This is a genomic window from Celeribacter persicus (genome assembly GCF_003050785.1).
Taxonomy (GTDB): domain Bacteria; phylum Pseudomonadota; class Alphaproteobacteria; order Rhodobacterales; family Rhodobacteraceae; genus Celeribacter; species Celeribacter persicus.
This window is the reverse complement of the sequence record NZ_QAOH01000001.1, coordinates 103,544-129,752: the sequence shown is the minus strand read 5'-3', so window position 1 is coordinate 129,752 and position 26,209 is coordinate 103,544. Positions and strand designations below refer to the sequence as shown.

The following is a 26,209-nucleotide window of genomic DNA, read 5'->3' as shown; positions in this document are numbered from 1 at the left end:
ACCGGATGGCGCGCGGTTTGCTCTTGTTTATTCTGGGCTCAGGCGGCCTTGCTGTCCACCCCGGTGCCGAAGCGGCCATAGAAGGTCTCGCCACTCGAAGCCATCTCGCGCAGGAGTTTCGGCGTCTCGAACCGCGGCCCATGGGTGGCGGTGAGATTGTCGCAAATCTCGACCGCTTTGCCCGCGCCGATGATGTCGAGCCAGGAGAACGGCCCGCCGGACCAGGGCGCAAAGCCCCAACCGAGGATCGCACCGACGTCGCCCTCACGGATGTCTTCCAACACACCTTCTTCGAGCGCGCGGACGGCCTCCAAGACCTGCGCCATCATCAGGCGGTGTTGCACTTCGTCGAGATCGGGCTGGGCGTCGGCCACCGGGAACTCGGCGTTGAAACCTTCCCAGAGGAAGCCGCGCTTGCCCTTGTCGTCATAGTCGTAAAAGCCCGCGTTGGCCTTTTTGCCAAGACGCCCCTGATCGTACATCCAGAACACCACCTCATCGACGGCTTCGTCCGGATAGGCATCGCCCATCGCGGCCTTCGTCGCCTTGGCAATTTTCACGCCCAGATCAATCGAGGTCTCGTCAATGAGCTGAAGCGGCCCGAGCGGGAAACCCAGAAGCTTCGCGGCATTTTCGATGAGCGGCAGGTCCACCCCCTCGGCGGCCATGCGCACGCCTTCGTTGATGTAGGGAATGATGCAGCGGTTGGCGTAGAAGAACCGCGCGTCATTGACCACGATCGGCGTCTTGCGGATCTGACGCACATAATCGAGCGCTTTCGCCACGGCCACATCGCCGGTTTCCTTGCCCTTGATGATCTCGACAAGCAGCATCTTGTCCACGGGGGAGAAGAAGTGAATGCCGATGAACTGTTCCGGGCGCACGGACGCCTTGGCCAGTTCGGTGATCGGGAGCGTCGAGGTGTTCGACGCAAAGATGCAGTCTTCGCCGACGATGGCCTCGACCTTTTTCGTCATCTCCGCCTTGACGCCGATGTCTTCGAATACGGCCTCAACGATCAGATCACAGCCTTTCAAAGCCTCCAGATCGGTGGTCGCGGTGATGCGCGACAGCACTTGCTCTTTCTTCTCCGGCGTCACTTTTTTGCGCGAAATGCCCTTGTCGAGGATGCTCTTGGAATAGGCTTTGCCCTTGTCCGCGGCCTCCTGTTTCATGTCGATCAGCACGACCTCGATGCCCGCATTGGCCGACACATAGGCAATACCCGCGCCCATCATGCCCGCGCCCAGGACGCCGACTTTTTTCACGGTCTGATCGGCCACGGCGGGACGGTTCGCGCCTTTCTCAAGCGCTTCCTTGTTGATGAACAAGGACCGGATCATCGCCGACGACGATGGGTTCATCAGCACATGGGTGAACCAGCGCGCTTCGATCTTGAGCGCGGTGTCGAACGGCACCATCGCGCCTTCGTAGACGGCGGAGAGCAGAGCTTTCGCCGCCGGATAGACGCCCTGCGTGTTGCCGTTGACCATGGCGGAGGCGCCGACGAAGGTCATGAAACCCGCCGGGTGATAAGGCGCGCCGCCGGGCATTTTCCAACCCTTCGCGTCCCAAGGTTTTACAATGTCTGCGTCCTTCGCGGAGAGCACCCATTCTTTGGCTTTCGCCAGCAATTCACTCGGCTCCACGATCTCGTGAATGATTCCTGCGCCCTTGGCTTTCATCGGGTCGAGCATCTTGCCTTCGAGCAGGATCGGAGCCGCCGCCATCGCGCCGATCATGCGCGAGACGCGGGTGGTGCCGCCCATGCCGGGGAAGATGCCGACCTTGATCTCCGGCAGGCCGATCTTGGCCTTCGGGTTGTCGGTGGCGAAAATGCGGTGGCAGGAAAGCGGAAGCTCCAAGCCGATGCCAAGCGCCGTGCCGGGCAGAGCGGCGGCAACGGGTTTGCCGCCTTTGTTGGTCTTCGGGTCCATCCCGGCGCGCTCCAGTTTGCGCAGGATGCCGTGCATGTTCATCAGCCCCTCAAAGAGGCCCTTGGCCGGATCGTCTCCGGCGGCGTCCTTCATCTTGGCGATGATATTGAGATCCATGCCGCCCGCGAACGTGTCCTTGCCGGAGGTCACGACGATGCCTTTGACGGCCTCATCGGCAAGCGCCTTGTCGATGCAGGCGTCCAGCTCGGAAATGCCCTCCATCGAAAGCACGTTCATGGACTTGTTCGGGATGTCCCAGGTGATGATCGCGACGCCGTCCGCGTCGACGGAATAATGAAAATCGGTCATGTGCGTTCCCTCCCTTACACGCGCTCGATGATCGTGGCCGCACCCATGCCGGATGCGATGCAGAGCGTGGCAAGGCCGGTGCCTTTGCCTGTGCGTTCCAATTCGTCCAGAAGTGTGCCGATGATGATCGCCCCGGTTGCGCCCAGCGGGTGGCCCATGGCGATGGCACCGCCGTTGACGTTGACCTTGGAGCTGTCGACGTCGAAGGCCTGCATGAAGCGCATGACCACGGCGGCAAAGGCCTCGTTCACCTCGAAGAGGTCGATGTCGGAAATCGACATGCCACTGTCTTTCAGGATTTTCTCCGTCACCGGAACCGGGCCGGTGAGCATGATGGTCGGATCGGTGCCGATCTTGGCCGTCGCACGGATGCGCGCGCGCGGTTTCAGCCCGTATTTCTCACCGAATTCCTTGTTGCCGATCAGAACAGCGGCGGAGCCATCCACGATGCCCGAAGAGTTCCCGGCATGGTGGATGTGATTGATCCTCTCCAGATGCGGGTATTTCATCAGCGCGATCTTGTCGAAACCGGGCATGACCTCGCCCATGTCCTTGAACGACGCCTTGAGATTGCCGAGCGCCTCGACCGTGGTGCCCGGACGCATGTATTCGTCGTGATCGAGAATGGTCAGACCGTTGATATCCTTCACCGGCACGATGGATTTCGCGAAGCGGTTGTCCTTCCAAGCGGCTTCGGCGCGGTTCTGAGACTCGACCGCCAGCGCGTCGGCCTCTTCGCGGGTGAACCCGTATTCGGTAGCGATGATGTCCGCCGAAATGCCCTGCGGTACGAAATAGGTCTTCATCGCAATCGCAGGGTCCACGGCAATCGCCGCCCCGTCGGAGCCCATGGCGACCCGGCCCATCATTTCGATGCCACCGGCAATATAGGCCATGCCCGCGCCGCCCTTGACCTGGTTGGCGGCGAGGTTGACGGCCTCCATGCCCGAGGCGCAGAAGCGATTGATCGCGAGGCCCGGAATAGACTGGTCGAGATCGGAGGCCAGAACGGCGGTGCGCGCAAGACAGCCGCCCTGTTCGCCGACCTGGGTCACGTTGCCCCAGATCACGTCCTCGACGGCATGACCCTCAAGGCCGTTGCGTTCCTTCACGGCGTTCAGCATCTGTGCGGAAAGCGCCGCCGAGGTCACCTCGTGCAGGCTTCCGTCCTTGCGCCCCTTGCCGCGCGGGCTGCGCAGGGCGTCGTAAATATAGGCTTCAGTCATTCAATCCTCCTCAGGTCTGACCGGCTGGTCAGTCTCGATCTTGTCCGTCAGCGTTTGCGCTCGGCCAGTTCGGAATTGAACAGGCGCAGGCGGTGCGTCAGCTTTTCCTCGTCCATGACGGAGTTGAAGTTCTCGAACAGGAAAGACAGTACCTCTCCCTCGTCCAAGCCCGCCTCCCTCGCGAACTGTCTGAGCCGACGATACCCGTCTTCGGTCATCGAAACAGGAAAACGCCGCGTCATTCTGAACCGTTTGGGCATGGTTACGCTCCGTCATTTCGCCGCCTCTGGCGTGTCAAAAGAAAAGACCCCCGCCCGTGATGGGGCGGGGGCCTCAATTTCGGGTCGGGCGCAGTTTAGAACGCGTCCGCCGGGAGAGTCATCACCGGATCGGCACCGGATTCGATGCGTTTCAACAGCGTGCCGGTCATCGGAAGCTGGCGGGCCATGTAATAGCGCGCGGTGGTCAGCTTGTTCTGGTGGAACTCCGGATCGTCCGTGCCATTTTCAAGCGCGGTCAGAGAGACCTTTGCCATCCGCGCCCACATCAGGCCAAGGCAGACATAGCCGAAGAGATGCATGAAGTCGTAGGAGCCGGAGAGCGCCGCGTTCGGGTTCTTCATGCCGTTCTGCATGAAGAACATGCCCGCGCCCTGAAGGTCCTTGGAGGCCGCTTTCAGCGGGTTCACGAACTCGGCCATATCGCCTGCACCGTTTTCCTTGCAGAAAGATTTCACCATCTCGAAGAAGGCCATGACGTGCTTGCCGCCGTCCTGTGCAAGCTTGCGGCCCACGAGATCGAGCGCCTGCACCCCGTTCGCCCCTTCGTAGATCATGGCGATCCGGGCGTCGCGGGTGAACTGGGACATGCCCCATTCCTCGATATAGCCATGGCCGCCATAGACCTGCTGCGCGTTCACGGTCGCCTCATAGCCTTTGTCGGTCAGGAAGCCTTTGAGCACCGGAGTCATCAGCGAGATCAGCCCATCGGCGTCTTTGTCCTCGGAGCGATGTGCCTGGTCGATCAGTTGCGCGCCCCAGAGCATGAAGGCCCGTGCGCCCTCGATGAAGCTCTTCTGATCCATGAGGTTGCGGCGAATGTCCGGGTGCACGATCAGCGGATCGGCGGGACCGTCGGGGTTCGCGACGCCGGTGACGGCACGGCCCTGAAGACGATCCTTGGCGTAGATCACCGCGTTCTGATAGGCGGCTTCGGCCTGTGCCAGACCTTGCATGCCGACGCCGAGACGCGCTTCGTTCATCATGGTGAACATGGCGCGCATGCCTTTGTGCATGTCACCCAAGAGGTAGCCCGTGGCCTCGTCGTAGTTCATCACACAGGTCGAGTTGCCGTGGATGCCCATTTTCTCTTCGATGGAACCGACGGAGACGCCATTCTTCGCACCCGGATTGCCGTCCTCATCGACGACGAATTTCGGCACGATGAAGAGAGACACGCCTTTGATCCCCTCAGGACCGCCGACAATCTTGGCGAGCACGAGGTGGATGACGTTCGACGACATGTCGTGATCGCCCGCCGAGATGAAAATCTTCTGGCCGGAGATTTTGTAGCTGCCATCCGCCTGCGGTTCGGCTTTGGTGCGCATGAGGCCCAGATCGGTGCCGCAATGCGGTTCCGTCAGGTTCATCGTGCCGGTCCATTCGCAGGAGGTCATCTTCGGCAGGTAGGTGGCCTTTTGCTGATCCGTGCCATGCACAAGGATCGCGGAGGTCGCGCCATGGGTCAGGCCCTGATACATGGTAAATGCCTGGTTGGCGCCGGAGAACATCTCGCCCACGGCGGTGCTCATCAGATAGGGAAGACCCTGACCGCCAAACTCTTCGGGCAGATCGAGCCCCGGCCAGCCGCCTTCTTTCACCTGCTCGAACGCTTCCTTGAAACCGGTCGGTGTGGTGATCACGCCGTTCTCAAATGTGCAGCCCTCCTTGTCGCCCACCACGTTCAGCGGTGCGATCACCTCGGAGGCGAGCTGACCCGCGGCGTCCAGAATGGCCTCGGTGAACTCGGGCTCAAGATCGGAATAGCCCGGAATGTCGGAGCCGGAAATGTTCAGCACATCGTGCAGAACGTATTGAATGTCTTTCGTCGGAGCCGTGTAGCTCGGCATGGCGTCTCTCCCTTGCATATGCGCGGGAGCGATCGCTCACCCTCCGCGCGTCAATCCTGCGATTTGCCCTTCGACAAACGCGATTTCATTCTCCAGATCGGTCATCACCGTGGTTAGCGCCTGTTTCTGCGCTTCCATCCCCGCGAGCTTTTCGTGATACGCGGTCAGCGTCTCACACATCTGCGCCTTGCCTTTATCCTCCTCCGTATAGAGATCGAGCAGTTGCCGGATCTCCTCCAGGGAAAAGCCGAATTTCTTGCCGCGCAGGATCAGCGTCAATCGCGCCCGGTCCCGTTTGGTGAACAGCCGTTTCTGACCCTCCCGGATCGGGAACAGCAGTTCCTTGGCTTCGTAAAAGCGCAGCGTGCGGGGCGTCACATCATACGCATCGCACATTTCGCGAATGGTCATCACCTCTTTGGTCGTCACGTCGGCCCACTCCGGTTCTCGTCGTTTGGGGCGCGTTCCGTGGGAAAATTCCAGCGGATCGGCTCCTCGTCAGAGGCGCGAAGGTCAGCCTTCGGCCCCAACCTAATCGCATTTGCGACATCGCTTCATTCGAAACGTGGCGTCATTTCGGGCGCATCTCATGCCGCTGCCCTTCCTGCGTTACGGTAAAATTACGCATTCGATTTCCGCAATGCAAACGGTTTGGTATGCTTTGCGAAATTTCTATGAATTTCCCTTAAAAATAGCAACTAAAGCGCTTTGGATTTTTCCTGAAAATATGTATTTTTCATCCGGTTGGATGAAGGCAAAGCCCCCTTGTTTCCGAGAGGGCGCCAGGAGCGTAGCGAAAGAACGCCACGTCGCATTTATGTCGCGGTCGCCTCAGGACAGGCGGACCGCTTCCGCACCTTTCGCGGTTTCGGCACGCAGCTCCTTCAACTCGCCGATGGCCTTTTCCAGTTCACGCTTTTGCTCTTCGAGGGCAACAAGCTGACGATCCGCCAGTTCGACAAAGGCCTGCGCCTGGGCCTGTGTGCCCTTTTCTTCGTAAATCAAAAGCCACTGACGGATTTCTTCAAGCGAAAACCCGTATTTGCGTCCACGCAGAATAAGCGTCATCCGCGCCACTTCGCGGGGCGTGTAATAGCGGGAGCGGCCCTCCTTCTCGGGGGCCAGCAATTCGATATATTCGTAATAGCGTAATGTGCGCGGTGTCACATCGAACTGCGCGCACATTTCCTTGAACGTGAGACGTCGGTCAGACATGGCTTCTCTCTCCTCACGCCGCATCTAAACTGATGGGTTTAGTTTCGCAACTCAATTCACGACCTCGCCTCAGCATAGTAAACCGCATGGCACGGGATCAAGGCCCGACGGTGAGTTGCTCGCGGAGCCACCGCTTGTGCCGGACAGCAGGCGGCAAAACGCGCAAGCCTGTCGCCACGTCATCGGTCAAATTGCCGAAAAGGGTTTCAATTTGCCCTTGCAGCCCTCCGATCATCTCACATTATGGGGCCAACTTGTCCAAAAGGTCACGAATTCGTCATGGATGACGCACGCACTCAAATGGCCCGCCAGTTCATCGAGAGCCTGCCGCATTGCGCAGCGCTCGGTATGACTTTGGAACAGATCGGTGATGGAGAGGCAGAGATTCTCATGCCTTACTCGGAAAAACTGATCGGCGATCCTGAAACCGGTGTGATCCATGGGGGGGCCATCTCTGCGCTGATGGATACCTGTGCGGGGGCTTCCGTGATGAGCCATCCGAAAGCGGGATTCGCCACCGCGACGCTCGACCTGCGCATTGACTATATGCGCGCGGCGAAGCCGGGGGCGACGATCACCGCCCATGCCATCTGTTACCATGTCACCCGCGCCGTGGCCTTTGTCCGGGTTTCCGCCACCGACGGAGCCTCCGACGTGCCCGTCGCGGCGGCCACCGGCGCGTTCACCGTGGAAAGGGGCAAATCATGAGCAGACCCAAACCCGAACCCGTTCAGGTCGTCAAGGAACGCCGCGATGCCGCTTTGGCGGACCTCGTGGCGCGTGTTCCTTATATCTCTTTCATGGGGTTCGAATTCGAACGCCGTGGCGATGAACTGACCGGGGTGATGCCTTATCGCCCCGATCTGATCGGCAATCCGATGCTGCCCGCGCTGCACGGGGGCGCGCTGGCGGCCTTTCTCGAAGTCACTGCGCTGATTTCATTAAGCTGGTCCATGGCCTGGCCCAGAATCGAGGCGGGCGATACCGGAGATATCCTGCCGAAATTCCCGAAGACCATCGACCTGACCGTGGATTACCTGCGTTCCGGCCTGCCGCGCGATTCCTATGCACGGGCCGAGATCACGCGTGCGGGGCGTCGTTATGCTTCCGTCCGTGTCGAGGCATGGCAGGACAACCGCGCCCGCCCCACCGTACAGGCGATGGGGCATTTCCTGATGCCCGAGCCGGTGGCATGATCGCTTCCGATCCTGAGTTGAGCCACCGCCGCGTCCTCAGGATCGCCATTCCCATCGTGCTCTCGAACGCCACCGTGCCGATCCTCGGTGCGGTCGACACCGGTGTCGTAGGCCAGATGGGGGAGGCTGCGCCCATCGGTGCGGTGGGCATCGGCGCGATCATCCTCGCCTCGGTCTACTGGATTTTCGGCTTTCTGCGCATGGGAACGACGGGGCTTGTGTCCCAGGCGCGCGGGGCCGGGCAGACGGGCGAAGTCGCCGCGCTCCTGACCCGCGCGCTGATGATCGCTTTCGCGGGTGGGCTGGTGCTCATCCTCCTGCAAGTACCGATCCTCTGGTTCGCCTTTCAGCTTTCGCCCGCCACACCCGAAGTCGAGGCGCTTGCCCGCAGCTATATCTCCATCCGCATCTGGTCCGCCCCCTTCGCCATCGCGGTCTACGGGCTGACCGGCTGGCTCATCGCGCAGGAGCGCACGCGGGGCGTTCTGGCGCTGCAACTCTGGATGAACGGGGTGAACATCGCCCTCGACCTCTGGTTCGTACTCGGTCTCGGCTGGGGCGTGCGGGGCGTGGCCTATGCCACCTTCGCCGCCGAGATCAGCGGCGCGCTGATGGGGCTCTGGCTCTGCCGCGACGCTTTCGCGGTGCCCGCCTGGCGCGACTGGCCTCGGGTGCTCGACCGGGCGCGGCTCACGCATATGGCGCGGGTCAATACCGACATCCTGATCCGTTCCGTGCTGCTTCTGACCATCATGGTCAGCTTCACGTTCCTCTCGGCGGGTTTTGATACGGTGACGCTGGCGACCAACAACATCCTCATGCAATTTGTCTCAATCACCGCCTATGCGCTCGACGGGTTCGCCTTTGCCGCCGAGGCCATCGTCGGGCAGGCGCTTGGCGCGCGTTCGGCCTATGCCCTGCGGCGCGGAGCATTGCTCGCGTCTTTCTGGGGCTTGCTGGCCGCCGTGTTGCTCAGTGCGCTGTTCGCGATTTTCGGTGGGACGATCATCGACGTGATGACCACCGCGCCGGATGTGCGCATGGAGGGACGTGTCTACCTGCCGTGGATGGTGGCCGTGCCGGTTGTAGGGCTCGGATCGTGGATGCTCGACGGGATTTTCATCGGAGCGACCCGCACGCGGGATATGCGCAACATGGCAGCGTTGTCGCTTGTGATCTACCTCTTGGCCGTGGCCGCGCTGATCCCGCTTTTCGGCAATCACGGGCTTTGGGCCGCGCTGATGATCAGCTACGTGGCGCGTGGAGCAACGCTGTTCTGGAAATATCCGGCGCTGGAGCGTGTGGTGCTTTAGATCAGAGCCAGTCGCCGCGTCCCGTTCCAACGGCTTCCGTGACCGAATCGTAACCGTCTTTTTGCAGCAATTCATCAAGGCCACGGGCGATGCGCGGGGCAAGCGACAGACCGTGATAGACCATTGCGGAATAGACCTGCACCAAAGAGGCGCCCGCACGGATTTTCGTATAAGCGTCGAGCGCCGAGCCGATGCCTCCGACGCCGATGAGCGGCACATTCGTGCCCAGATGGCGCGAGAGCTGCGCCAGAGCACGCGTGGACTTTTCGAACAATGGGCGCCCGGAAAGCCCGCCCGCCTCGCTTTTATGTGCAGATTTCAAACCTTCGCGCGAAAGTGTGGTGTTGGTGGCGATGACCCCGTCAAGATCCGCCTTGCGCGCCACTTCGGCGATTTCCATCAGTTCCGTGCTGTCGAGATCGGGGGCGATTTTCAACAGCACCGGCACATTGTGATCCAGTCCCTTGCGCGCATCCATGACACCGGCGAGCAGCGCCTCCAATGCCTCTGGCCCTTGCAGATCGCGCAGCCGTTCGGTGTTCGGACTCGACACGTTTACCGTCGCGAAGTCGATGAAATTGCCGCAATGCGCCAGCACCCTGGCGAAATCGGCGGCGCGATCCTCGCTGTCCTTGTTGGCGCCGAGGTTCAGACCGACGGGAATGTCAGTGCGGTGACTGGAATGACGGCAGCGGGCAAGGCGGTTGGTGATTTCCTCCATCCCGTCGTTGTTGAACCCGAAGCGGTTGATCACCGCCTGATCCTCGGTCAGGCGAAAGAGACGCGGTTTCGCGTTGCCCGGCTGTGGGCGGGGTGTCACCGCACCCAATTCAATAAAGCCGAAGCCCGCACGCGACAGTTGCGGGATCGCCTCGGCATTCTTGTCGAACCCTGCGGCGAGGCCCACCGGGTTGGGCATCTCCATACCGGCGAATTTGGTTTTGAGGCGCGGCGAGGTGACCGGGCCGGGCAGGGGAGCAAGCCCCGCACGTAAGGCCGAAAGCGCGAAGCGATGGGATGTCTCCGGATTCAGACTGCGCAGCATGACCATGCCGATCTGTTCGAATAGCGACATTCAGAGGTCCTCCGGAAAGAGATGACTCTCGCCTGCGCCCTCGGGCGCAAGGGGCAGAGCTTTGACCCAGAGGAGATCCTCAAGCGTCAGAGCGCGATAAAGGTGCGGGAAAAGCGCCCCGCCCCGGGAAGGTTCCCATTTCAGGTGGGGGCCGAGCGTATCGCTCTCAATGGCAAGCAGACGAAGATTATCCTCGCCCGCGAACCATTTGGCGGCGGTCTCCCTGACCTGCGCGCCGGTGGAGAAATGGACATAGCCATCGGCCAGATCGACGGGCGCGCCGAAGGTTTCGCCGTTGGTTTGCAGAATGGCCCATTCGGGGGCGCGGAAGATTTTGTAAATCAGCATGGCTCTCAGATGCCAGCGCCGCGCGTCCCGGTCAATGAGACTTTGTGTCTTTGGCGGGTTTGCACAAAGCCGGCTCAGAGCCAGCGATGACAATGCCGGTGAATGCGCGGAATGATCACGAAAACCATCGAAAGCACGATCATTGGCACCATCACGAGGTTGCGTTGCCAGACCTGCCAGTCGGCGGTGAGTGGCGCGAGGGCATAGATCAGCGCAGTGACCAGAGGATAGACGCCAAGAAAGACGAAAAAGCTGAACCGGATGCGATTCGGTCGTTTCGGGGCGGAGGGCATGGCGGTGGACATGGACATGTGCTATCTCCAAAGGGAACGGTGCGTTTCGTTATGTTTATATGAACGATGCGTTCCGATATGTAAAGGAGGGGACTTGTGTCTGATCGCACAGCTGAATGTGCAGAACCGCAAAGGCGCTCGATCGGGGCGAAACGCAACCCGGCGACGGCAGAGGCGATTCTGACTGCGGCGCAGGAGCTTCTGCGTGAAAAGGGCGTGAAAGGCCTGACGATGGAGGCGGTGGCGCGCCGTGCCCGCGCCGGAAAGGCGACACTATACAAATGGTGGCCAACGCGCGGCGCGCTTTTGGTGGCGGTCTATGAGCGCTCGAAAGGCGATTATGCGCATGAGGACAAGGGGGCGCTGATCGACACGATCGCGGCCTTTTACCATCATGTATTCGACTTCTGGAAAACCCCGGAAGGGCAGGTGTTTGCGCTGATCATTGCCGAGGCGCAATCGGATGCGGATGTGGCCGAGGCGCTGGAACGCTACCGGGAGGAGCGTTTGGCGACACTGGCCGAGGTGGTGGGCTGGTCTCTGGCGCGTGGAGAACTCATTGAGGGGGTACAGGCGGAGGCTCTGGCGGAAGCCATCATGGCGGTAGCCTGGATGCGACTTATGACCGGGCGGCTCGACAGCGATGCGGAGCGGCTCGCTCATGAGGTGCTGGATGGCTGGATTGTTGGAAAACGATGATCTGCCCGTCATTTCATCGTTACAATTCCGTTACGTTGCGGATGTAGCCAATTTCTGATTTCGGGCTTTGACTCGATGGTCAAGACCGGTCAGGTTGGAATTCATTATGGTCAACAGGGGGCAAGATATGCTCAAAAAAGTTCTCACCACCACTGCCGCAATGGCACTGATGGCAGGTGCGGCGCATGCCGATTACACGCTGCACATCCTGCACACCAACGATCTGCACAGCCGGATCGAACCGATCACGAAATACGACAACACCTGTCCCGAAGAGGACAATGCTGCGGGTGAATGCTTTGGCGGTTATGCCCGTCTGGCCACGAAGGTCGCCGAGATGCGCGCGGAGCTTGACGGTGAGAATGTTCTGTTGCTCGACGCGGGCGACCAGTATCAGGGCTCGTTGATGTACACGACCTACAAGGGCGATGTCGAAGCCGAGATGATGGACAAGATCGGCTATGATGTGATGGCTCTGGGCAACCACGAATTCGACGACGGCCCGGAAGGCACGCTCAAACTGATCGAGCATGCGAGCTTCCCGGTGATCTCCGGCAATCTCGATGTGAGCCAGTCCAACCTGCTCGCCGACAAGGTGAAAAACCATGTCGTGCTCGAAGTGGGCGGAGAAAAGATCGGTATCATCTCTGCGCTGGCCGTGGACACGCCGGAAACCTCCAGCCCCGGCCCGAACGTGATCTTCCAGGACGAGGCCGACAGTCTGGCCGCCGATGTGGCCGAACTTGAGGCCGAAGGTGTGAACAAGATCATCGCTCTCACCCATGTCGGTGTGAACAAGGATCTGTCGCTGGCCGAAGAGGTCGCCGGTGTCGACGCCGTGGTCGGCGGCCACTCGCATACGCTCTTCTCCAACGAGATCGAAGGCGCGATGGCTTACCCCATCATGGTGGGCGAGGTTCCGGTGGTTTCCGCCTATGCCTATTCGAAATATCTCGGCCACCTTGTCCTGACCTTCGATGACGAGGGCAAGCTGATCTCCGCTTCCGGTGAGCCGATCCTGCTCGACGCTTCCGTGGCTGAGGACGAAGCGATCAAATCCCGCATCGCCGAGCTGGCTGGTCCGATCAACGAGTTGAAAGCCAAGGTCGTTGCCGAAGCCGCCGCCGATATCGACGGCTCGCGCGAGACCTGCCGGGCGGTCGAATGCCCGATGGGCAATCTGGTGGCCGACGCCATGCTGGAGCGCGTGAAGGACCAGGGCATCGAGATTGCGATCCAGAACGGCGGTGGTCTGCGCGCCTCCATTCCGGGTGGTCAGGTGACCATGGGTGACGTTCTCACGGTTCTGCCGTTCCAGAACACGCTGTCGACGTTCCAGGTGACCGGCGCAACCATGGTTGAGGCGCTTGAAAACGGTGTTTCCGAAATGGCCGATGGCGCTGGTCGCTTCCCGCAGGTGGCGGGTATGTCCTTTACCGTCGATCCCTCCGCCGAGGTTGGCTCCCGCATTTCCGACGTGATGGTCGGCGGCGCGCCGATCGAGATGGACAAGCTCTACGGCGTGGTCTCCAACAACTACGTGCGCAACGGCGGCGACGGTTACAAGATGTTTCTGAGCGCCGAGAACGCCTATGACTTCGGTCCCGATCTCGCCGATGTTCTGGCCGAGTACATGATCGAACATGCGCCCTACGAGCCCTATACGGATGGCCGCATCACCGTCAAATAAACGGTTCGAACTGGACAAAAGGGAAAGCCCTCGCGATCATGCGGGGGCATTTTCATTTGGGCCGGGAGGGATGGCATGCACGGACGTTGCACATGCGGAGAGGTGGAATTCGAGGTCACAGCCGCGCCGATGATTGTGCATTGCTGTCACTGCACATGGTGCCAGCGGGAAACCGGTTCGGCCTTCGCGCTCAACGCCTATGTCGAGACCTCCGAAGTGAAACTTACCAAGGGCATGCCCGAGATGGTTGTCACTCCCTCCAACTCGGGCCATGGCCAGACCGTCGCGCGCTGCCCCTTGTGCAAGGTGGCGCTCTGGTCACATTACGCGGGCTCCAGCGATGCCTTTGCCTTCGTGCGCTGCGGCACGCTGGAGGAACGTGCGGAGATCGTGCCGGATGTGCATATCTTCACTTCGACAAAGCTTCCTTGGGTCGTACTGCCGGAAGGCGCACAGGTGTTCGATGCGTTCTACAAGCCGAAAGAGGTCTGGTCAGAGGCCAGCCTTGCCCGGTTCAAGGCAGCACGGGAGGCCTAGATGGACCACCCGCTGATCGACCTGATCAATCAAAAAATCGCCGAGGCCGAGGCGAAGGGCGATTTCGACAACCTGTCGGGGGTGGGCAAGCCCTTGCCGCGCGAGGACGATCCGGAGAACGCACTTCTCAACCGGCTGATCAAGGAGAACGGTGGCATGCCGGAATTCGTGTCGCTCTCGCGCGAGTTGGAGAAACTACGCGCCGAACTCCGTGAAACCGCCGACCGCACCCGTCGGACCGAGATCATGAAAGAGATGTCGATGATGGACGCCAGAATCGAGGTAGCGCGCAAGGCGTATCGCTGAGGGGCGGAGCTTTCCGCTGCGATGTGGCTTTCTGATGGCCCAAATACTCAAAACACCTTCTGCACAATCGGTTCTGGCCCTCGCCTTCCAAACCGTTAAATTGCCCCCATGTGTGGACGTTTTGCTCTTTCCAAGACCAGTGACGCTCTGGCGCAGCTTTTCGAAGCTGTGCCTGCCAATGATTTACCGGATAGCCCCAATTACAACATTTGTCCGACCACCCAAATCCATGTGATCTATCGCGAAAACGATCAACGCCACCTCGTGCCGATGCGATGGGGCTTTATTCCGCGCTGGTACAAGACGCCCACCGACGGGCCGCTGCTGATCAATGCGCGGGCCGAGACCATTGCGGAAAAACCCGCGTTCCGTGAAGCCTGCCGTCAACGCCGCTGTCTCATCCCGGCGGACGGGTTTTACGAATGGTTCCGACCCGAAGGGGGCGAGAAACTGCCGTGGTATATCCGGCCCGCAGAGGAGGGGCCGATGGTTTTTGCCGGTATCTGGCAGGACTGGGAACAGGGGGGCGAGCGTCTGTCCTCCTGCGCCATCGTCACGACCGGAGCCACGGGCCGTATGGCCGCGCTTCATCACCGTATTCCCGTGATTTTGCAAGCGGAGCACTGGGGTAAATGGCTGGGCGAAGAGGGCCATGGTGCGGCGCTTCTGATGCGGCCCGTGCCCGACGAAAGCCTGCAGTTTCATCGCGTCGGCAAGGCGGTAAATTCCAACCGGGCCACGGGGCCTGAGCTGATTGAGGAGATCGACACATGAAGGTATCGCTTCTGGAGGGGCCGTCGGCGGCGTTGGCGCATCTGGGCATTGAAATGACCGGCTGGGGCGAGGATGTCGCGCGGTTCGAAACCACGGTCGCGCCGTTTCACCTGAATCGCTCTGGCATTCCCCATGGCGGGATCTATGCCACCATGCTCGACACGGCCATGGGCTATGCCGGCGCCTATACCGGCGATCCGGATGATCGGCGTATGACGCTGACGCTGTCGCTGAACATCAACTACCTGTCACGCCCAAAAGGCACGCGGCTGATTGCCGAGGGGCGGCGGATGGGTGGCGGTACAAAGACGTTTTTCACCGAAGGCACCATCGTGGACGAGACCGGCGAGTTGATCGCGATGGGACAGGGTACTTTCCGGGTGCGCTCGGGTGCATGAGTATATGCGAAATATTGAATTTAACTTCAGGATTTGCTAAAGCGTTTCACAAATCTGACATCTTGTTACGGAGACTCCCATGTCCATCGACCGCGCCGTTTTCGCCTTTGCCGGCATCATGATTCTCGTCAGCGTGCTGCTGACCCAATTCGTCCACCCGCTGTTCGTCTGGTTTACCGTGTTCATCGGGGCCAATATGTTGCAGTCGGCCTTCTCCGGCTGGTGCCCGGCGGCAAAAATCTTTGCCAAACTCGGCCTGCCGGTCGGTTGCGCCTTCGAGAAGTGATCTCGTGCGCAAAAACGTCAGAGCGGGGTCCTTCGGGGCCCCGTTTTCTTTTGAGTATTTGAGCCATCAGAAAGCCACGGACCGGCGATCAGATGAACTCAATGATGTGGGGAAGGTTTGGAGCGGGCGGCGGGAATCGAACCCGCGTCATTAGCTTGGAAGGCTAAGGTCTTACCACTACACAACGCCCGCGCAGTGCCGCCCGTGTTTAGGCGATGGGGCTGGGGGCGTCAAGTGGCCTTCCGCACCCGGTTTCGTCGGGCTATACCGACGCAGGGCAATCACGTTTTCTCGCCAAGTCTTGACTTCGGTCAAATTTCCGAGTGAAAAACTCGGGTAAGGCGGTTCCATCCGCCCAAAGCCATTCGGAAAGCACTGCGCTCATGATCGCCAGACCCCTCGCACTGACCCTGTTTTGCACCACGCTCCTTTCGTCTGCGGCATTGCAGGCCGAGAACTTCGACACGCTTGAAACCCTCGGCGAAGCGCTATTCTTCGATGAAAATCTGTCCAAGAACCGAACACAATCCTGTTCGACTTGTCACGATCCCGAATATGGTTTCGCCGATCCGCGCGGCATGGCCTCTCCCGGCGACGACGGTGTGTCTCTGGGCGACCGCAATGCGCCGACCGCCTCCTACGCGCATTTCGCGCCGATGTTCCAGAAGCTCGACGAAGGCGTCTACATGGGTGGGCAGTTTCATGACGGTCGCGCCGCAACGCTTGCCGATCAGGCGGGCGGACCGCCTTTGAACCCGATCGAGATGGGGATGCCGGACGCGGGGTCCGTGGTGGCGCGGCTGGAGGAAAATCCGGCCTATGTCGTGGCTTTCAAGGATCTCTTCGGTGATGAGATTTTTGCCGACAAGGACGCGGCTTATGCCGCGATGACCAAGGCGATTGCCGCCTTTGAGGAGACCGATCTCTTCTCGCCGTTCGACAGCAAATACGACCGCTATCTGCGCGGCGAAGTGGAGCTGACGCGGGAAGAACTGCTGGGCGAGACGCTGTTTTTCTCGCAGCAGTTCACCAATTGCAATCTTTGTCATCAGCTCAAGCCGCAGGCGGGGGCGGAAGGCGAGACCTTCACCAATTATGAATATCACAACATCGGCGTGCCGGAGAATGGCGAGCTGCGTGATATGAACGGGGTGGGGCGCGGGCATCCCGATCTCGGGCTGGCGCAAAACGACATGCTGTCGGAGACGGCAGGGCTCGAAGGCAAGATCAAGGTGCCGACGCTTCGAAACATCGCCGTGACAGCGCCTTATATGCACAACGGGGTGTTTCAGGACCTGCGCACGGTCGTGCTGTTCTACAACACCTACAACACCAAATCCGAGGCGCGGATGATCAACCCGGAGACCGGCGAGCGTTTCGGCCCGCCCGAAGTGGCGGAAAATATCTCGATGGAAGAGTTGGAGACCGGTCCGGCGCTTGAGGATCGGGAAATCGACGCGCTGGTGGCCTTTATGAAGACACTTACGGATGCGCGGTACGAGCATCTGCTTGCAGAATGACCCCGGCCCCTGATGGGGCAGGGGAGGGCTTTAGCGCAGGCTTGCAGGGATGTCCTTGAGCCGTGCGCCGCTTCCGAGATCGAGCGCCCCTTGCCAGACGCCTTTGGCGCGCATCATGGGCAGGGCGCGGGGTGTGATTTTCGTGCCGTCTGCCAGCACGAGATCCATGTCCCACTGCGCCTCTGAGAGATCGCGCCAACAGACGTTGAGATGCACCTCGGAATGCTGGAACAGGTGGCGGAGCGCGCGGGCCGGAAGCGTGGCGGCGAGATCGAGAGAGGGCAGGTCCTCGGGGATTTCAAGCACTTCGCCCTTGTCCAATGCTTCGAGCGCCAGCGCTTGATAACGGGCCTCATAGCTCACGCGCACGATCACATGGGCGCGGCTCAATCCCTCGACAGCAGAGGGCTCAAAAAGCGCCTCGTCCGACAATTCCATCAGTTTGCGGGCAAAATAGGCCGTACCGCGTCGAGCCAGCAGAAGGTCTTCCGCCGGTGCGTTGGGGGCGTCGAACCGCGCCCCCTTGCCCAGACGCGCCCTCAAAGCCTCGCGGGCGGCAAGGTCCGTCTCTGTGAGAGACATCACTTCTGCCCTTCGACCATGGTACGCATGAAGCCGAGGCGTTCCATGATCGGCGCGTCCGAGAAGCGGAACAGATCGAACTGTGTTTCGGCCTGCAAGGACCACGGCACCCAGGATGGCACGACGAACATGTCGCCTTTCTCAAGCTTGTGCTCCACGCCGTTCATCACTACGGCGCCTTTGCCCTCAAAGACCTGGAACACGGTGGACCCGACTTCGTTGCGCGTCGCGGTTTCCGTACCGGCCCGCAGGCGGTGGAATTCGCAGCGGATCGTCGGCATCACATCGCCGCCGGTGGTTGGGTTGACATAGCGGATCGCGGCGTGGCCCTGTTCGACGGTGGCGGGCTGGCCTTCGTCTTCCAGCAAAAGCTGTTCGGTCAGCGCCCGGTCGGTGAATTCCCAGCGATAGGCGCCGATCGGCGAAGAGACGGTGTTTTGCAATTGCGACAGCGGACGAAGGCCCGGATGGCACCAGAGGCGCTCGCCACGGGAGAAGTCCGGCGTTGCATTGTCGGTCACACGATCCGCACCGAACTCGAAGAAACCCACATCCATCTGTTGGCTGAACGGAATGTCGAGCCCGTCGATCCATGCCATCGGCTCATTCGCGATATTGTGGTGGCCGTGGAAGTTCCAGCCTGGCGTCAGGAGCAAATCGCCCCGCGACATGCGCACCGGATCGCCGTTGACGACGGTCCAGACGCCTTCGCCTTCAACGACGAAGCGGAAGGCGTTCTGGCTGTGCCGGTGCTCGGGCGCATTCTCGCCGGGGCAGAGATACTGGATCGCGGCCCAGAGCGTCGGCGTGACATAGGCGTGACCGCCCAGACCCGGATTGGCGAGGCCGATGGCGCGGCGTTCGCCGCCACGGCCCACGGGCACCAGCTCACCGGATTTTTCCGCCAGCGGCAGAAGATCGGCCCAACGCCAGACATGCGGCACGGCCTTGGATTTCGGGGTCATTGGCATCAGGTCGCCAAGCTGGGTCCAGAGCGGGATCAGGCTCTCTTCCTCGAAGCTCTTGTACAGGGCGCGCAGTTCCGGGGTGTCCTCCGGCTGCATGCCATGCTCGATAGTATCGTGGCTGCGATCTTCGGTCAGCATCGTGAAATTCCTCCGGGTTAAGAATGACGCGTCAGGCCGCGTCGGGTTGATTGGGCGGCGCGGCTTTGGTGAACGCCGGGAGCTTGTCGAGTTCCGTGTAAATCCGCGAAATCACCGGCCAGGACTCCAACGGAACGCCAAAGCGTTTGTTGTTCCAGACCTGTGCATAGAGACAGCAATCGGCCATGGTCGGCGTATCGCCGTGGCAATAGGTGCCGGTGTCTTTCGACGCCGAAAGCTCGGCTTCCAGCGCATCGAAGGTGATCGTGACCCAATGGGTGAACCACTCTTTTTGCGCCTCTTCGTCGGCTCCGAACTGATCGCGCAGCCGGAACAGAACACGCAGATTGTTCAGCGGGTGGATCTCCAGCGCGATCATGTAGGACAGCGCGCGGACACGGGCGCGACCGTCGGCATCGGCGGGCAAAAGCGCGGGCTCCGGGTGGGTCTCCTCCAGCCATTCCATGATGGCGAGAGATTGCGTCAGGTAAGTGCCGTCCTCGCGCTCAAGGGTGGGGACCAGACCCTGCGGGTTCTTCGCCAGATACTCCGGCGTCCGCGTTTCCCCGGTGCGCAGCACATAGGGAATATAGTCATAGTTCAGCCCCTTGAGGTTCAACGCGGCACGCAGCCGCGTTGACGTCGAGGACCGGAAGAAGTTGTGCAACTTCAACGTCATGGCTTACGCCTCGCGTTTACCGATCGGGGTCTCGATCCGGCCCAGACCTTCGATTTCGACCACGCAGGTGTCGCCCTCGACAAGCGCGCCCACGCCCGCAGGCGTGCCGGTCATGATCAGATCGCCCGGCTGCAATGTCATCGAGTGCGACAGGATCGAGATGATTTCCGGCACGGACCAGATCAGCTCGTTCAGGTCTGCATCCTGTTTCACTTCACCGTTCACGGTGAGCTTGATCGACCCTTTGTCCGGGTGGCCGACTTTTTCGACGGGGAACACCGGACCGATCACGGCAGAGCGGTCAAACGCTTTGCCCCAGTCCCACGGACGGCCTTGTTCGCGCGCCTTGAGTTGCAGGTCGCGACGGGTCAGGTCGTTGCCGATAGCATAACCCCAAACGTGCGACAGACTGTTCTCTTCCGCGATATTCTTGCCGCCTTTGCCGATCACCACAACAAGCTCGGCCTCGTAGTGGAAGTTCTCGGTCTCCGGCGGGTAGGCGACCACTTCGCCACTGTCCACCACGGCATCGGCCGGTTTGGTGAAGAAGAAGGGCGGTTCGCGATTCGGGTCTCTGCCCATCTCGCGCGCGTGGGCGGCGTAGTTGCGCCCGACACAGAAGATGCGGCGGACCGGAAGACGGTCATCGGAGCCATCGACGGCCACGGTGGCTGGCTCGGCGGAGGGGAAGACATAAGCCATAGGTTTGTCCTTTTTGCGTTTCTTGAAGAGTTATTCAGCAGCGGTTTTCAGCGCGGCATTGACGGTGCTCTCATCGAGACCGGTGGAGCCATAGAGCCACGACAGTTGGTCGTACCATTCGTCCGGCGTCATGTTGGACATAACGTGGTTGCGCACGGCGGCTTTCGCGTCGTCCGGGTGGTAGATGTATTCGCCGATCAGACGGGAGTTCATCTGCACGCGGGCGGTGCGGACCTTGCGCATCTCCTGATAGATTTGCAACGCGCGTTCGACGTTCTCGCCGTAATGCTCGATGCAATGGGACATGGCTACGGCGTCTTCCATCGCCATGCAGGCGCCCTGCGCAAAGTATTGCAGCATCGGGTGGGCGGCATCGCCCAGAAGCGCTACGCGGTTGTCGACCCAGTTGGAAATCGGGTCGCGGTCACAGAGCACCCAGAGTTTCCAATCAGACCCATGTTCGATGACCTGACGGGCTTTCGGGTGGATGTGCTCGAAACCGGCGGCAACCTCTTCTTTCGAGACCGGACGACCGGCAATCGCTTCCTGCACGTCGCGGTGATAGGTCACGACGAGGTTGAAAACCTTCCAGCCCTTGAGCGGGTAATGCACGATGTGACATTTCGGACCGGCCCAGAGCGTCGCTGCGTTCCAGCGCAGGTCTTCCGGCATCTGCTCGGTCGGGATGACGGAGCGATAGGTGGTGTGGCCGGAGATGCGCGGCTCGCCGTCGCCCACCATCTGGGCGCGGATCGGAGATCGCAGGCCCTCAGCGCCGATCAGGAAAGACCCTTTGATCGGATCGCGGTCTTTGAGTTTGAGCGTCACGGAAGTGCCGTCCTGCTCATAGCCTTCGACCACATGAGAGGTGCGAATGTCGACGAGCGGGCTGTCTTCGCAATATTTGAGCAACACGCCATGCAGGTCGGCGCGGTGCACCACGGCATAGGGGTTCTTGAAGCGCTCGCGGAACGGTTCGTCGAGCGGGATCGAGGTGATGTCCTCGGCGGTTTGCGCATCCATCAGACGCAGCTTGTCGATATAGACCGCCTTTTCGCGTGCCTCGTCGCCCACGCCCAGATAGTCGAAGCAGTGGAAGGCGTTCGGGCCGATCTGGATGCCAGCGCCGATCTCGCCGAGCGCCGGGGCTTGCTCGACGACGATGGAGCGATGGCCCTTGCGCGCCAGACCACAGGCTGCCGCCAGACCGCCGATGCCGCCACCGGCAATGATAATGGGAAGATCAGACATAACGTGTCTCCTTATGTGTCAACCGCCTATGAGGCGTGGAATGGTGAGGGTGAGCGCCGGGATCAGGATGATCAGGGCCACACGGATGATCTCGGAACCCAGGAAAGGCATGACGCCGCGGAAGACGGTGGACATGGGCGTGTCCTTGGCGAGCGAAGAGATGATGAAGACGTTGAGCCCCACGGGCGGTGTGATCAGCCCAAGCTCGACGACGATCAGCGCGAGAATGCCGAACCAGATTTTCAGGTCCTCATTGGTCATCCCGAAGGCGGCCATGTCGGCGGTGACATATTCGCCACCATTCATCGCGATCAGGGTCGGCCAGAAGAACGGCACCACCACGAGGATCATTGCGAGGCTTTCCATGAAGCACCCGAGGATCACAAAGGCGATCAGCATCAGGACGAGCACCAGCATCGGGTCCATGCCGGAGTTTGCCGCCCACTCTGAGAGCGCCTGCGGCAGGCCGGAGCGGGTGAAGAAGCCCTTGAGCACTTCTGCGCCGAACAGGATCAGGTAGATCATGCCGGAGGTAATCGCGGTGGCATGCAGTGCGCGTTTCAGCCCGTCCCAGTTCAGCCCTTCGCCCGTACGGGCGCGCAGAATGAAGCCGTAGACAGCGATCAGGAACACGCCGATGGAGGCGGCGGGGGTGGGGGTGAAGAGGCCGAAACCGAGCCCGAGAATGATCGCGCCGAAAATGCCGATCACCGGGAAGAGGCGTTTGAGCGCACGGTTGCGCTCTTCGCGCTCCATCGGGCGCGGCTCGGGAGCGAGCGACGGGTTCACCCGGACCAGAACGGCGATCACGAGGATGAAAGAGAGTACGGCCAGAAGACCCGGCAGCACGGCGGCCTGGAACATTTTGAGGATCGAGCCCTCGACGATGATCGCATAGATCACCAGCGCCACTGACGGTGGGATCAGGATGCCAAGCGTGCCTCCCGCAGCCAGCGCACCGGCGGAGAGGCGGTCCTTGTAGCCAAGCGCCTTGAGTTCCGGCAGGGCCACTTTGCCCATGGTCGCCGCCGTCGCCAGAGACGAGCCACAGACCGCGCCGAACCCGCCACAGGCCGCGATCGCCGCCATGGCAACGCCACCGCGCAGGCGGGACAGAAGCGCCTCAAGCCCCTTGAACAGGTCCGACGACAACCGCGCTTCGGCGGCGATATAGCCCATGAGGACAAAGAGCGGCACGACCGAGAGGTCATAGCTTGCGACGTTCTCCCACAGGAGCGTCTTGAACTGCCGGATATAGGGCACGAAACGCACATAGGGCAGGGCGAGCGACAGCACATAGGTGCCGCCGATGCCGACGATGATCATCGCGATGCCGACCGGCATGCGCAGGATCAGAAGGACGAAAAGGATGATGAGGCCCAGAACCCCGATGGTGATGGGATCAAGCATAGCGTGCGTCTCCGAACATCTGGCTGACGGACACGATGGCCCAAAGGATCATGGAGGCGATACCGGGGAAATAGAACGGCCAGATCGGCCAGCCCAGAACACCGGCCTCGACAGCGTCGGAGCGCACCTCAAGCATGCCCTGCACCATCCACCACGCCAGAAACAGCGCGACTCCGGCGGTGAGCGTCAACCACATGCGGTCCAGAAGCCATTTCACCGGCATCGGCGCATTGGCGACGAAGAGATCGACGGCCACATGCCCGCGCGAGGCCTGGGTGAAAGGAAAGAACATCAGAGCTGCACCGGAAATGGCGAGCTGAACGAAATCTTCATAGCCGGGAAGGCCAGAGACGTTGAGGCCAAAGGGGCCGAGAAACCGATCGAGAATGAAGGCGCCGGTGTTCGTGGTGGTGACCAGAACGATGACAAAGAGGATGGCGCCTCCGAGCATGGCAAAGAAATCTGCCAGACGCGTGACAACAGCGTACATAGCATGCCTCCCGGTATTGGGTGCGTGTTTCGGGGTTATGGGGGAGAGACGGGCGAGACCCGCCTCTCCGGTCTTGGACGACTCTTGCGGTCGTTATTCGGTATGCGCCGCGGCAATCGCAGCGCGGGCGGCGTCGACGAGGCCAGCGCCGTCGATGCCTTTTGCAGACACTTCGTCAACCCAGCGGGCAACGACCTGTTCGCTCACGTCGTAGAATTTTGCAGCTTCCTCTTCGGAGAAAACGTTGCGGGTCACGCCGGCGGCGTCGAGGGCGTCGGTGCCGGCCACTTCGAAATCCTCCCACATGGTGCCGATCTCGGCGGCGACATTCATGCCGGAATTGGCGTCGATTACCGCTTTCAGATCGTTGGGGAGGTCGTCATAGACGTCCTTGTTCATTGCCAGCATGAAGACGGCGGTGCCGAAACGGTCGCCATTCGGCAGCTCGGCGGTGTATTTGTCGAGTTCCTGAAGTTTCAGCGAGGGCACGATTTCATAGGTGGTCATCGCGCCGTCGATCACACCTTTCGACATGGCCTCGGGCACGGCCGGAACGGGCAGGCTCACGGGTTCGGCGCCGAGCGCCTCGATCAGCCAGGCCCCGGTGCGGGATGGCGTGCGCAGCTTCATGCCCGCAACGTCCTCGAAGGTGGTGACTTCCTTGCCGCCCGAATGGATCAGGTTGCCGTCATTGGCATGGAGGAACAGGACGTGAATGTCCTCGAAATCTTCGGCCAGCATATCCATGGATGCGTTCAGTGCGATGGTCGTGTCGGTCGCGGAGCCCTTATGCACGGTCGGCAGTTCGAACACCTCGGTGCGCGGGAATACGCCCGGCGTGTAGCCCAGAAGTGTCCAGACGACGTCGGCGGTGCCGTCGCGGACCTGGCCGTAAAGCTCGCCCGGCTTGCCGCCCATCGACATGGACGGGTAGATCTGGACTTCGATGCGCCCGTCGCTGTCGGCCTTGACCTTTTCGGCCCAAGGTTCCAGCATCACCTTATGGGCGTTGGACACCGGCGGCAGGAAATGGTGCAGGATCAGCGTGACGTCCTGTGCGAAGGCGGACGTGGCGGTGACTGTGCCGGAAATTGCGGCGATGGTCGCTGCGGCAAGGGTGCCGCGCAATTTGGCCTTGAGATTCATGTGAGCTCCTCCTCTTGTCTCTGGGCGCACTCCCGTTGCGCCAATATAATGGGTATACTTACTATTGATCTGAGTCAATTCCGTAAGCATACTTATTATTGACCTGCATCAGGGATTTAAGGCATTGGGAAAGACAATGCGCTGTGGTGAGGGGGAGGGGAAGAGGCGGATGGCTCTTGAAATTCACAACATGGCGGGTCATTTGATTCGCCGCCTGAACCAGATTTCCATGTCGGTTTTCACCGAACGGATGAAAGCGCATGGCCAGACCATGACCTCCGTGCAATTCGCCGCATTGAACGCGATTCGAGCCCAGCCCGGCATCGAACAGGCGCGGCTTGCGGAGATGATCGCCTATGACCGCGCCACCATCGGCGGCGTGCTCGACCGGCTGGAGACCAAGGGGCTGATCCTGCGTTCGGTCTGCGAAAAGGACCGGCGCGCGCGACTTGTGTCTTTGACGCGGGAAGGAGAGGTGCTGCTCGATGAGCTGATCCCCGTGGTGCGCCATTTCCAAGACGAAATCCTTTCCGGCCTGAGCCGGGAAGAGCGCAGCGAGTTTTTACGTCTGGCCGCAAAGGCGGCGGAAGGCGGCAATCACCTGAGCCGCGCGCCACTGATTCTCGACAAGAAAGCCTGAACGTCCCTGCCGCGTCGCAGCGGATTTGGTGTGCATGGCCCGTGCCGTTTGGTGCGGGGTTTTGTTTTCTCTGGCATTTTCAGAGTTGTGTCTTGCTGCATTTGCGATATTGATCATCAGTTTAATTGTTCATTGACATAACAATTAACTTTTTGCATGGTTTTCTCAAACGGGAGGATCATCATGAAGATCGAAGGGCTTGTCGCGGCCGTTACCGGCGCGGGCAGCGGCCTCGGTTTCGCAACGGTGAAACGGTTGGCAGAGCAGGGGGCACGGGTTGCCGTTCTCGACCTGTCGTCGGCGTCTGCGGCACGGGCCGCTGGCGAGATCGGTGGCCAAGGCTATGCCGTGGACGTCAGCGATCCGGCGGCGGTCGAGGCGACATTTGCGCAGATCGAAGAAGACATGGGCACGCCCCGCATTGTCGTGTCCTGCGCGGGGATCGGTACGGCGGCCCGCATTCTGCCGCGTGACGGTTCACTCACCATCGACAGCTTTGCCAAGGCGCTGAACGTCAATCTTCTGGGCACTTACGCGGTGATGAACGTCGCCGCCCGCGCCATGGCCAAGGCCGACCCCATCGACGCGGACGGCGCGCGCGGTGTGATCGTCAACACCTCCTCGGTCGCGTTTGAGGACGGCCAGATCGGGCAGACAGCCTATTCCGCCTCGAAAGGCGGCGTGGCTTCCATGACCTTGCCTGCCGCGCGCGAGTTGGCGCGGTTTGGCATTCGTGTGATGGCGATTGCGCCGGGCCTGTTCGAGACCGCGATGAGTGCCGGTCTGCCGGACGACATCCGCGCCGATATCCTTAAATCCGTGCCATACCCGTCGCGCATGGGCGATCCCGATGAATACGCCCGCCTTGTGCAGGCCATCGTCGAAAACCCGATGCTGAACGGGACCATCATTCGCCTCGACGCTGCCGCGCGCATGCCGATCAAGTAAGAAGA

At 60.8% G+C, this 26,209-nt stretch carries 30 protein-coding genes and 1 tRNA gene; 13 read left to right on the top strand and 18 right to left on the bottom strand.

The window, feature by feature from the left end:
* Positions 1–38: 38 nt before the first annotated feature.
* From C8N42_RS00720 to C8N42_RS00695, 6 genes are all read right to left on the bottom strand, one after another.
* Positions 39–2,246: a 3-hydroxyacyl-CoA dehydrogenase NAD-binding domain-containing protein gene (locus C8N42_RS00720; RefSeq protein ID WP_107814624.1), complete on the bottom strand. Its 2,208-nt coding sequence runs from the start codon at positions 2,244–2,246 to the stop codon at positions 39–41.
* Between the two features lie 14 nt (positions 2,247–2,260).
* On the bottom strand, positions 2,261–3,472 hold the full coding sequence (locus tag C8N42_RS00715; RefSeq protein WP_107814623.1) for an acetyl-CoA C-acetyltransferase: 1,212 nt from the start codon (positions 3,470–3,472) through the stop codon (positions 2,261–2,263).
* A 47-nt stretch (positions 3,473–3,519) separates the two neighbouring features.
* Positions 3,520–3,732, bottom strand: coding sequence for a hypothetical protein (locus C8N42_RS00710; protein ID WP_107814622.1), 213 nt, complete (start codon positions 3,730–3,732; stop codon positions 3,520–3,522).
* Between the two features lie 95 nt (positions 3,733–3,827).
* The gene (locus C8N42_RS00705) at positions 3,828–5,600 is read right to left on the bottom strand and encodes an acyl-CoA dehydrogenase C-terminal domain-containing protein (RefSeq protein WP_107814621.1); all 1,773 of its coding nucleotides are present in this window, start codon (positions 5,598–5,600) and stop codon (positions 3,828–3,830) included.
* 36 nt (positions 5,601–5,636) lie between these two features.
* Positions 5,637–6,011: a MerR family transcriptional regulator gene (locus C8N42_RS00700; RefSeq protein ID WP_107815040.1), complete on the bottom strand. Its 375-nt coding sequence runs from the start codon at positions 6,009–6,011 to the stop codon at positions 5,637–5,639.
* A 420-nt stretch (positions 6,012–6,431) separates the two neighbouring features.
* A complete protein-coding gene (locus C8N42_RS00695; protein WP_107814620.1) occupies positions 6,432–6,815 on the bottom strand; it encodes a MerR family transcriptional regulator in 384 nt (127 codons plus the stop codon).
* A gap of 279 nt (positions 6,816–7,094) precedes the next feature.
* Between C8N42_RS00695 and C8N42_RS00690 the strand changes: the two genes are divergently transcribed.
* From C8N42_RS00690 to C8N42_RS00680, 3 genes are read left to right on the top strand one after another with little or no spacing between them, the layout of a single operon-like run.
* On the top strand, positions 7,095–7,523 hold the full coding sequence (locus C8N42_RS00690; RefSeq protein ID WP_107814619.1) for a PaaI family thioesterase: 429 nt from the start codon (positions 7,095–7,097) through the stop codon (positions 7,521–7,523).
* Positions 7,520–8,011: a PaaI family thioesterase gene (locus tag C8N42_RS00685; protein ID WP_107814618.1), complete on the top strand. Its 492-nt coding sequence runs from the start codon at positions 7,520–7,522 to the stop codon at positions 8,009–8,011. Before C8N42_RS00690 ends, C8N42_RS00685 begins: the two co-directional genes overlap by 4 nt.
* Positions 8,008–9,324, top strand: coding sequence for an MATE family efflux transporter (locus C8N42_RS00680; RefSeq protein WP_107814617.1), 1,317 nt, complete (start codon positions 8,008–8,010; stop codon positions 9,322–9,324). Before C8N42_RS00685 ends, C8N42_RS00680 begins: the two co-directional genes overlap by 4 nt.
* Position 9,325: 1 nt before the next feature.
* Here C8N42_RS00680 and C8N42_RS00675 read toward each other — a convergent pair whose 3' ends face one another.
* The 3 genes from C8N42_RS00675 to C8N42_RS00665 form a co-directional block, all read right to left on the bottom strand.
* Positions 9,326–10,399 (bottom strand): quinone-dependent dihydroorotate dehydrogenase, encoded by a 1,074-nt coding sequence (locus tag C8N42_RS00675; RefSeq protein WP_107814616.1) that lies wholly within the window; start codon positions 10,397–10,399, stop codon positions 9,326–9,328.
* Positions 10,400–10,747 carry a DUF952 domain-containing protein gene (locus C8N42_RS00670; RefSeq protein ID WP_107814615.1) on the bottom strand — a complete coding sequence of 116 codons (348 nt, stop codon included), beginning with the start codon at positions 10,745–10,747 and terminating at the stop codon, positions 10,400–10,402.
* Between the two features lie 74 nt (positions 10,748–10,821).
* The gene (locus tag C8N42_RS00665; RefSeq protein ID WP_245889927.1) at positions 10,822–11,058 is read right to left on the bottom strand and encodes a putative antibiotic biosynthesis monooxygenase; all 237 of its coding nucleotides are present in this window, start codon (positions 11,056–11,058) and stop codon (positions 10,822–10,824) included.
* A gap of 78 nt (positions 11,059–11,136) precedes the next feature.
* On the opposite strand from C8N42_RS00665, the gene C8N42_RS00660 reads away from it, so the two are divergent.
* The 7 genes from C8N42_RS00660 to C8N42_RS00630 all read left to right on the top strand — a co-directional run bounded on the left by C8N42_RS00660 (position 11,137) and on the right by C8N42_RS00630 (position 15,730).
* Positions 11,137–11,739 (top strand): TetR/AcrR family transcriptional regulator, encoded by a 603-nt coding sequence (locus C8N42_RS00660; protein ID WP_107814614.1) that lies wholly within the window; start codon positions 11,137–11,139, stop codon positions 11,737–11,739.
* Between the two features lie 127 nt (positions 11,740–11,866).
* On the top strand, positions 11,867–13,429 hold the full coding sequence (locus C8N42_RS00655) for a bifunctional metallophosphatase/5'-nucleotidase (RefSeq protein ID WP_107814613.1): 1,563 nt from the start codon (positions 11,867–11,869) through the stop codon (positions 13,427–13,429).
* A gap of 75 nt (positions 13,430–13,504) precedes the next feature.
* Positions 13,505–13,966 carry a GFA family protein gene (locus C8N42_RS00650; protein WP_107814612.1) on the top strand — a complete coding sequence of 154 codons (462 nt, stop codon included), beginning with the start codon at positions 13,505–13,507 and terminating at the stop codon, positions 13,964–13,966.
* Positions 13,967–14,272, top strand: a complete 306-nt coding sequence (locus C8N42_RS00645) for a DnaJ family domain-containing protein (RefSeq protein WP_107814611.1) — start codon at positions 13,967–13,969, stop codon at positions 14,270–14,272.
* Between the two features lie 108 nt (positions 14,273–14,380).
* Positions 14,381–15,046 carry an SOS response-associated peptidase gene (locus tag C8N42_RS00640; RefSeq protein ID WP_107814610.1) on the top strand — a complete coding sequence of 222 codons (666 nt, stop codon included), beginning with the start codon at positions 14,381–14,383 and terminating at the stop codon, positions 15,044–15,046.
* Positions 15,043–15,444, top strand: a complete 402-nt coding sequence (locus tag C8N42_RS00635; protein ID WP_107814609.1) for a PaaI family thioesterase — start codon at positions 15,043–15,045, stop codon at positions 15,442–15,444. The genes C8N42_RS00640 and C8N42_RS00635 overlap by 4 nt, the downstream gene beginning before the upstream one ends.
* 79 nt (positions 15,445–15,523) lie before the next feature.
* Complete coding sequence (locus tag C8N42_RS00630) at positions 15,524–15,730, top strand: YgaP family membrane protein (protein ID WP_107814608.1); 207 nt, start codon at positions 15,524–15,526, stop codon at positions 15,728–15,730.
* Positions 15,731–15,848: 118 nt separating this feature from the next.
* Here C8N42_RS00630 and C8N42_RS00625 read toward each other — a convergent pair.
* A tRNA-Gly gene (locus tag C8N42_RS00625) sits at positions 15,849–15,922 on the bottom strand.
* Between the two features lie 191 nt (positions 15,923–16,113).
* On the opposite strand from C8N42_RS00625, the gene C8N42_RS00620 reads away from it, so the two are divergent.
* Complete coding sequence (locus C8N42_RS00620; RefSeq protein ID WP_107814607.1) at positions 16,114–17,250, top strand: cytochrome-c peroxidase; 1,137 nt, start codon at positions 16,114–16,116, stop codon at positions 17,248–17,250.
* A gap of 30 nt (positions 17,251–17,280) precedes the next feature.
* On the opposite strand, the gene C8N42_RS00615 is transcribed toward C8N42_RS00620, so the two are convergent.
* The 8 genes from C8N42_RS00615 to C8N42_RS00580 all read right to left on the bottom strand — a co-directional run bounded on the left by C8N42_RS00615 (position 17,281) and on the right by C8N42_RS00580 (position 24,616).
* Positions 17,281–17,832 carry a maleylpyruvate isomerase N-terminal domain-containing protein gene (locus C8N42_RS00615; RefSeq protein WP_107814606.1) on the bottom strand — a complete coding sequence of 184 codons (552 nt, stop codon included), beginning with the start codon at positions 17,830–17,832 and terminating at the stop codon, positions 17,281–17,283.
* Positions 17,832–18,938, bottom strand: a complete 1,107-nt coding sequence (locus C8N42_RS00610) for a cupin domain-containing protein (protein WP_107814605.1) — start codon at positions 18,936–18,938, stop codon at positions 17,832–17,834. The genes C8N42_RS00615 and C8N42_RS00610 overlap by 1 nt, the downstream gene beginning before the upstream one ends.
* A 31-nt stretch (positions 18,939–18,969) precedes the next feature.
* Positions 18,970–19,617, bottom strand: coding sequence for a maleylacetoacetate isomerase (gene maiA, locus C8N42_RS00605; RefSeq protein ID WP_107814604.1), 648 nt, complete (start codon positions 19,615–19,617; stop codon positions 18,970–18,972).
* Positions 19,618–19,620: 3 nt separating this feature from the next.
* Complete coding sequence (locus C8N42_RS00600) at positions 19,621–20,319, bottom strand: fumarylacetoacetate hydrolase family protein (protein ID WP_107814603.1); 699 nt, start codon at positions 20,317–20,319, stop codon at positions 19,621–19,623.
* 30 nt (positions 20,320–20,349) lie between these two features.
* Positions 20,350–21,570: a 3-hydroxybenzoate 6-monooxygenase gene (locus tag C8N42_RS00595; protein ID WP_107814602.1), complete on the bottom strand. Its 1,221-nt coding sequence runs from the start codon at positions 21,568–21,570 to the stop codon at positions 20,350–20,352.
* Between the two features lie 18 nt (positions 21,571–21,588).
* Positions 21,589–22,980 (bottom strand): TRAP transporter large permease, encoded by a 1,392-nt coding sequence (locus C8N42_RS00590; RefSeq protein WP_107814601.1) that lies wholly within the window; start codon positions 22,978–22,980, stop codon positions 21,589–21,591.
* Complete coding sequence (locus tag C8N42_RS00585) at positions 22,973–23,470, bottom strand: TRAP transporter small permease (protein ID WP_107814600.1); 498 nt, start codon at positions 23,468–23,470, stop codon at positions 22,973–22,975. The genes C8N42_RS00590 and C8N42_RS00585 overlap by 8 nt, the downstream gene beginning before the upstream one ends.
* 93 nt (positions 23,471–23,563) lie before the next feature.
* Positions 23,564–24,616 carry a TRAP transporter substrate-binding protein gene (locus tag C8N42_RS00580; RefSeq protein ID WP_107814599.1) on the bottom strand — a complete coding sequence of 351 codons (1,053 nt, stop codon included), beginning with the start codon at positions 24,614–24,616 and terminating at the stop codon, positions 23,564–23,566.
* Positions 24,617–24,785: 169 nt separating this feature from the next.
* On the opposite strand from C8N42_RS00580, the gene C8N42_RS00575 reads away from it, so the two are divergent.
* Positions 24,786–25,256, top strand: coding sequence for a MarR family winged helix-turn-helix transcriptional regulator (locus C8N42_RS00575; protein WP_107814598.1), 471 nt, complete (start codon positions 24,786–24,788; stop codon positions 25,254–25,256).
* Positions 25,257–25,439: 183 nt separating this feature from the next.
* On the top strand, positions 25,440–26,204 hold the full coding sequence (locus C8N42_RS00570; protein WP_107814597.1) for an SDR family NAD(P)-dependent oxidoreductase: 765 nt from the start codon (positions 25,440–25,442) through the stop codon (positions 26,202–26,204).
* Positions 26,205–26,209: the final 5 nt, after the last annotated feature.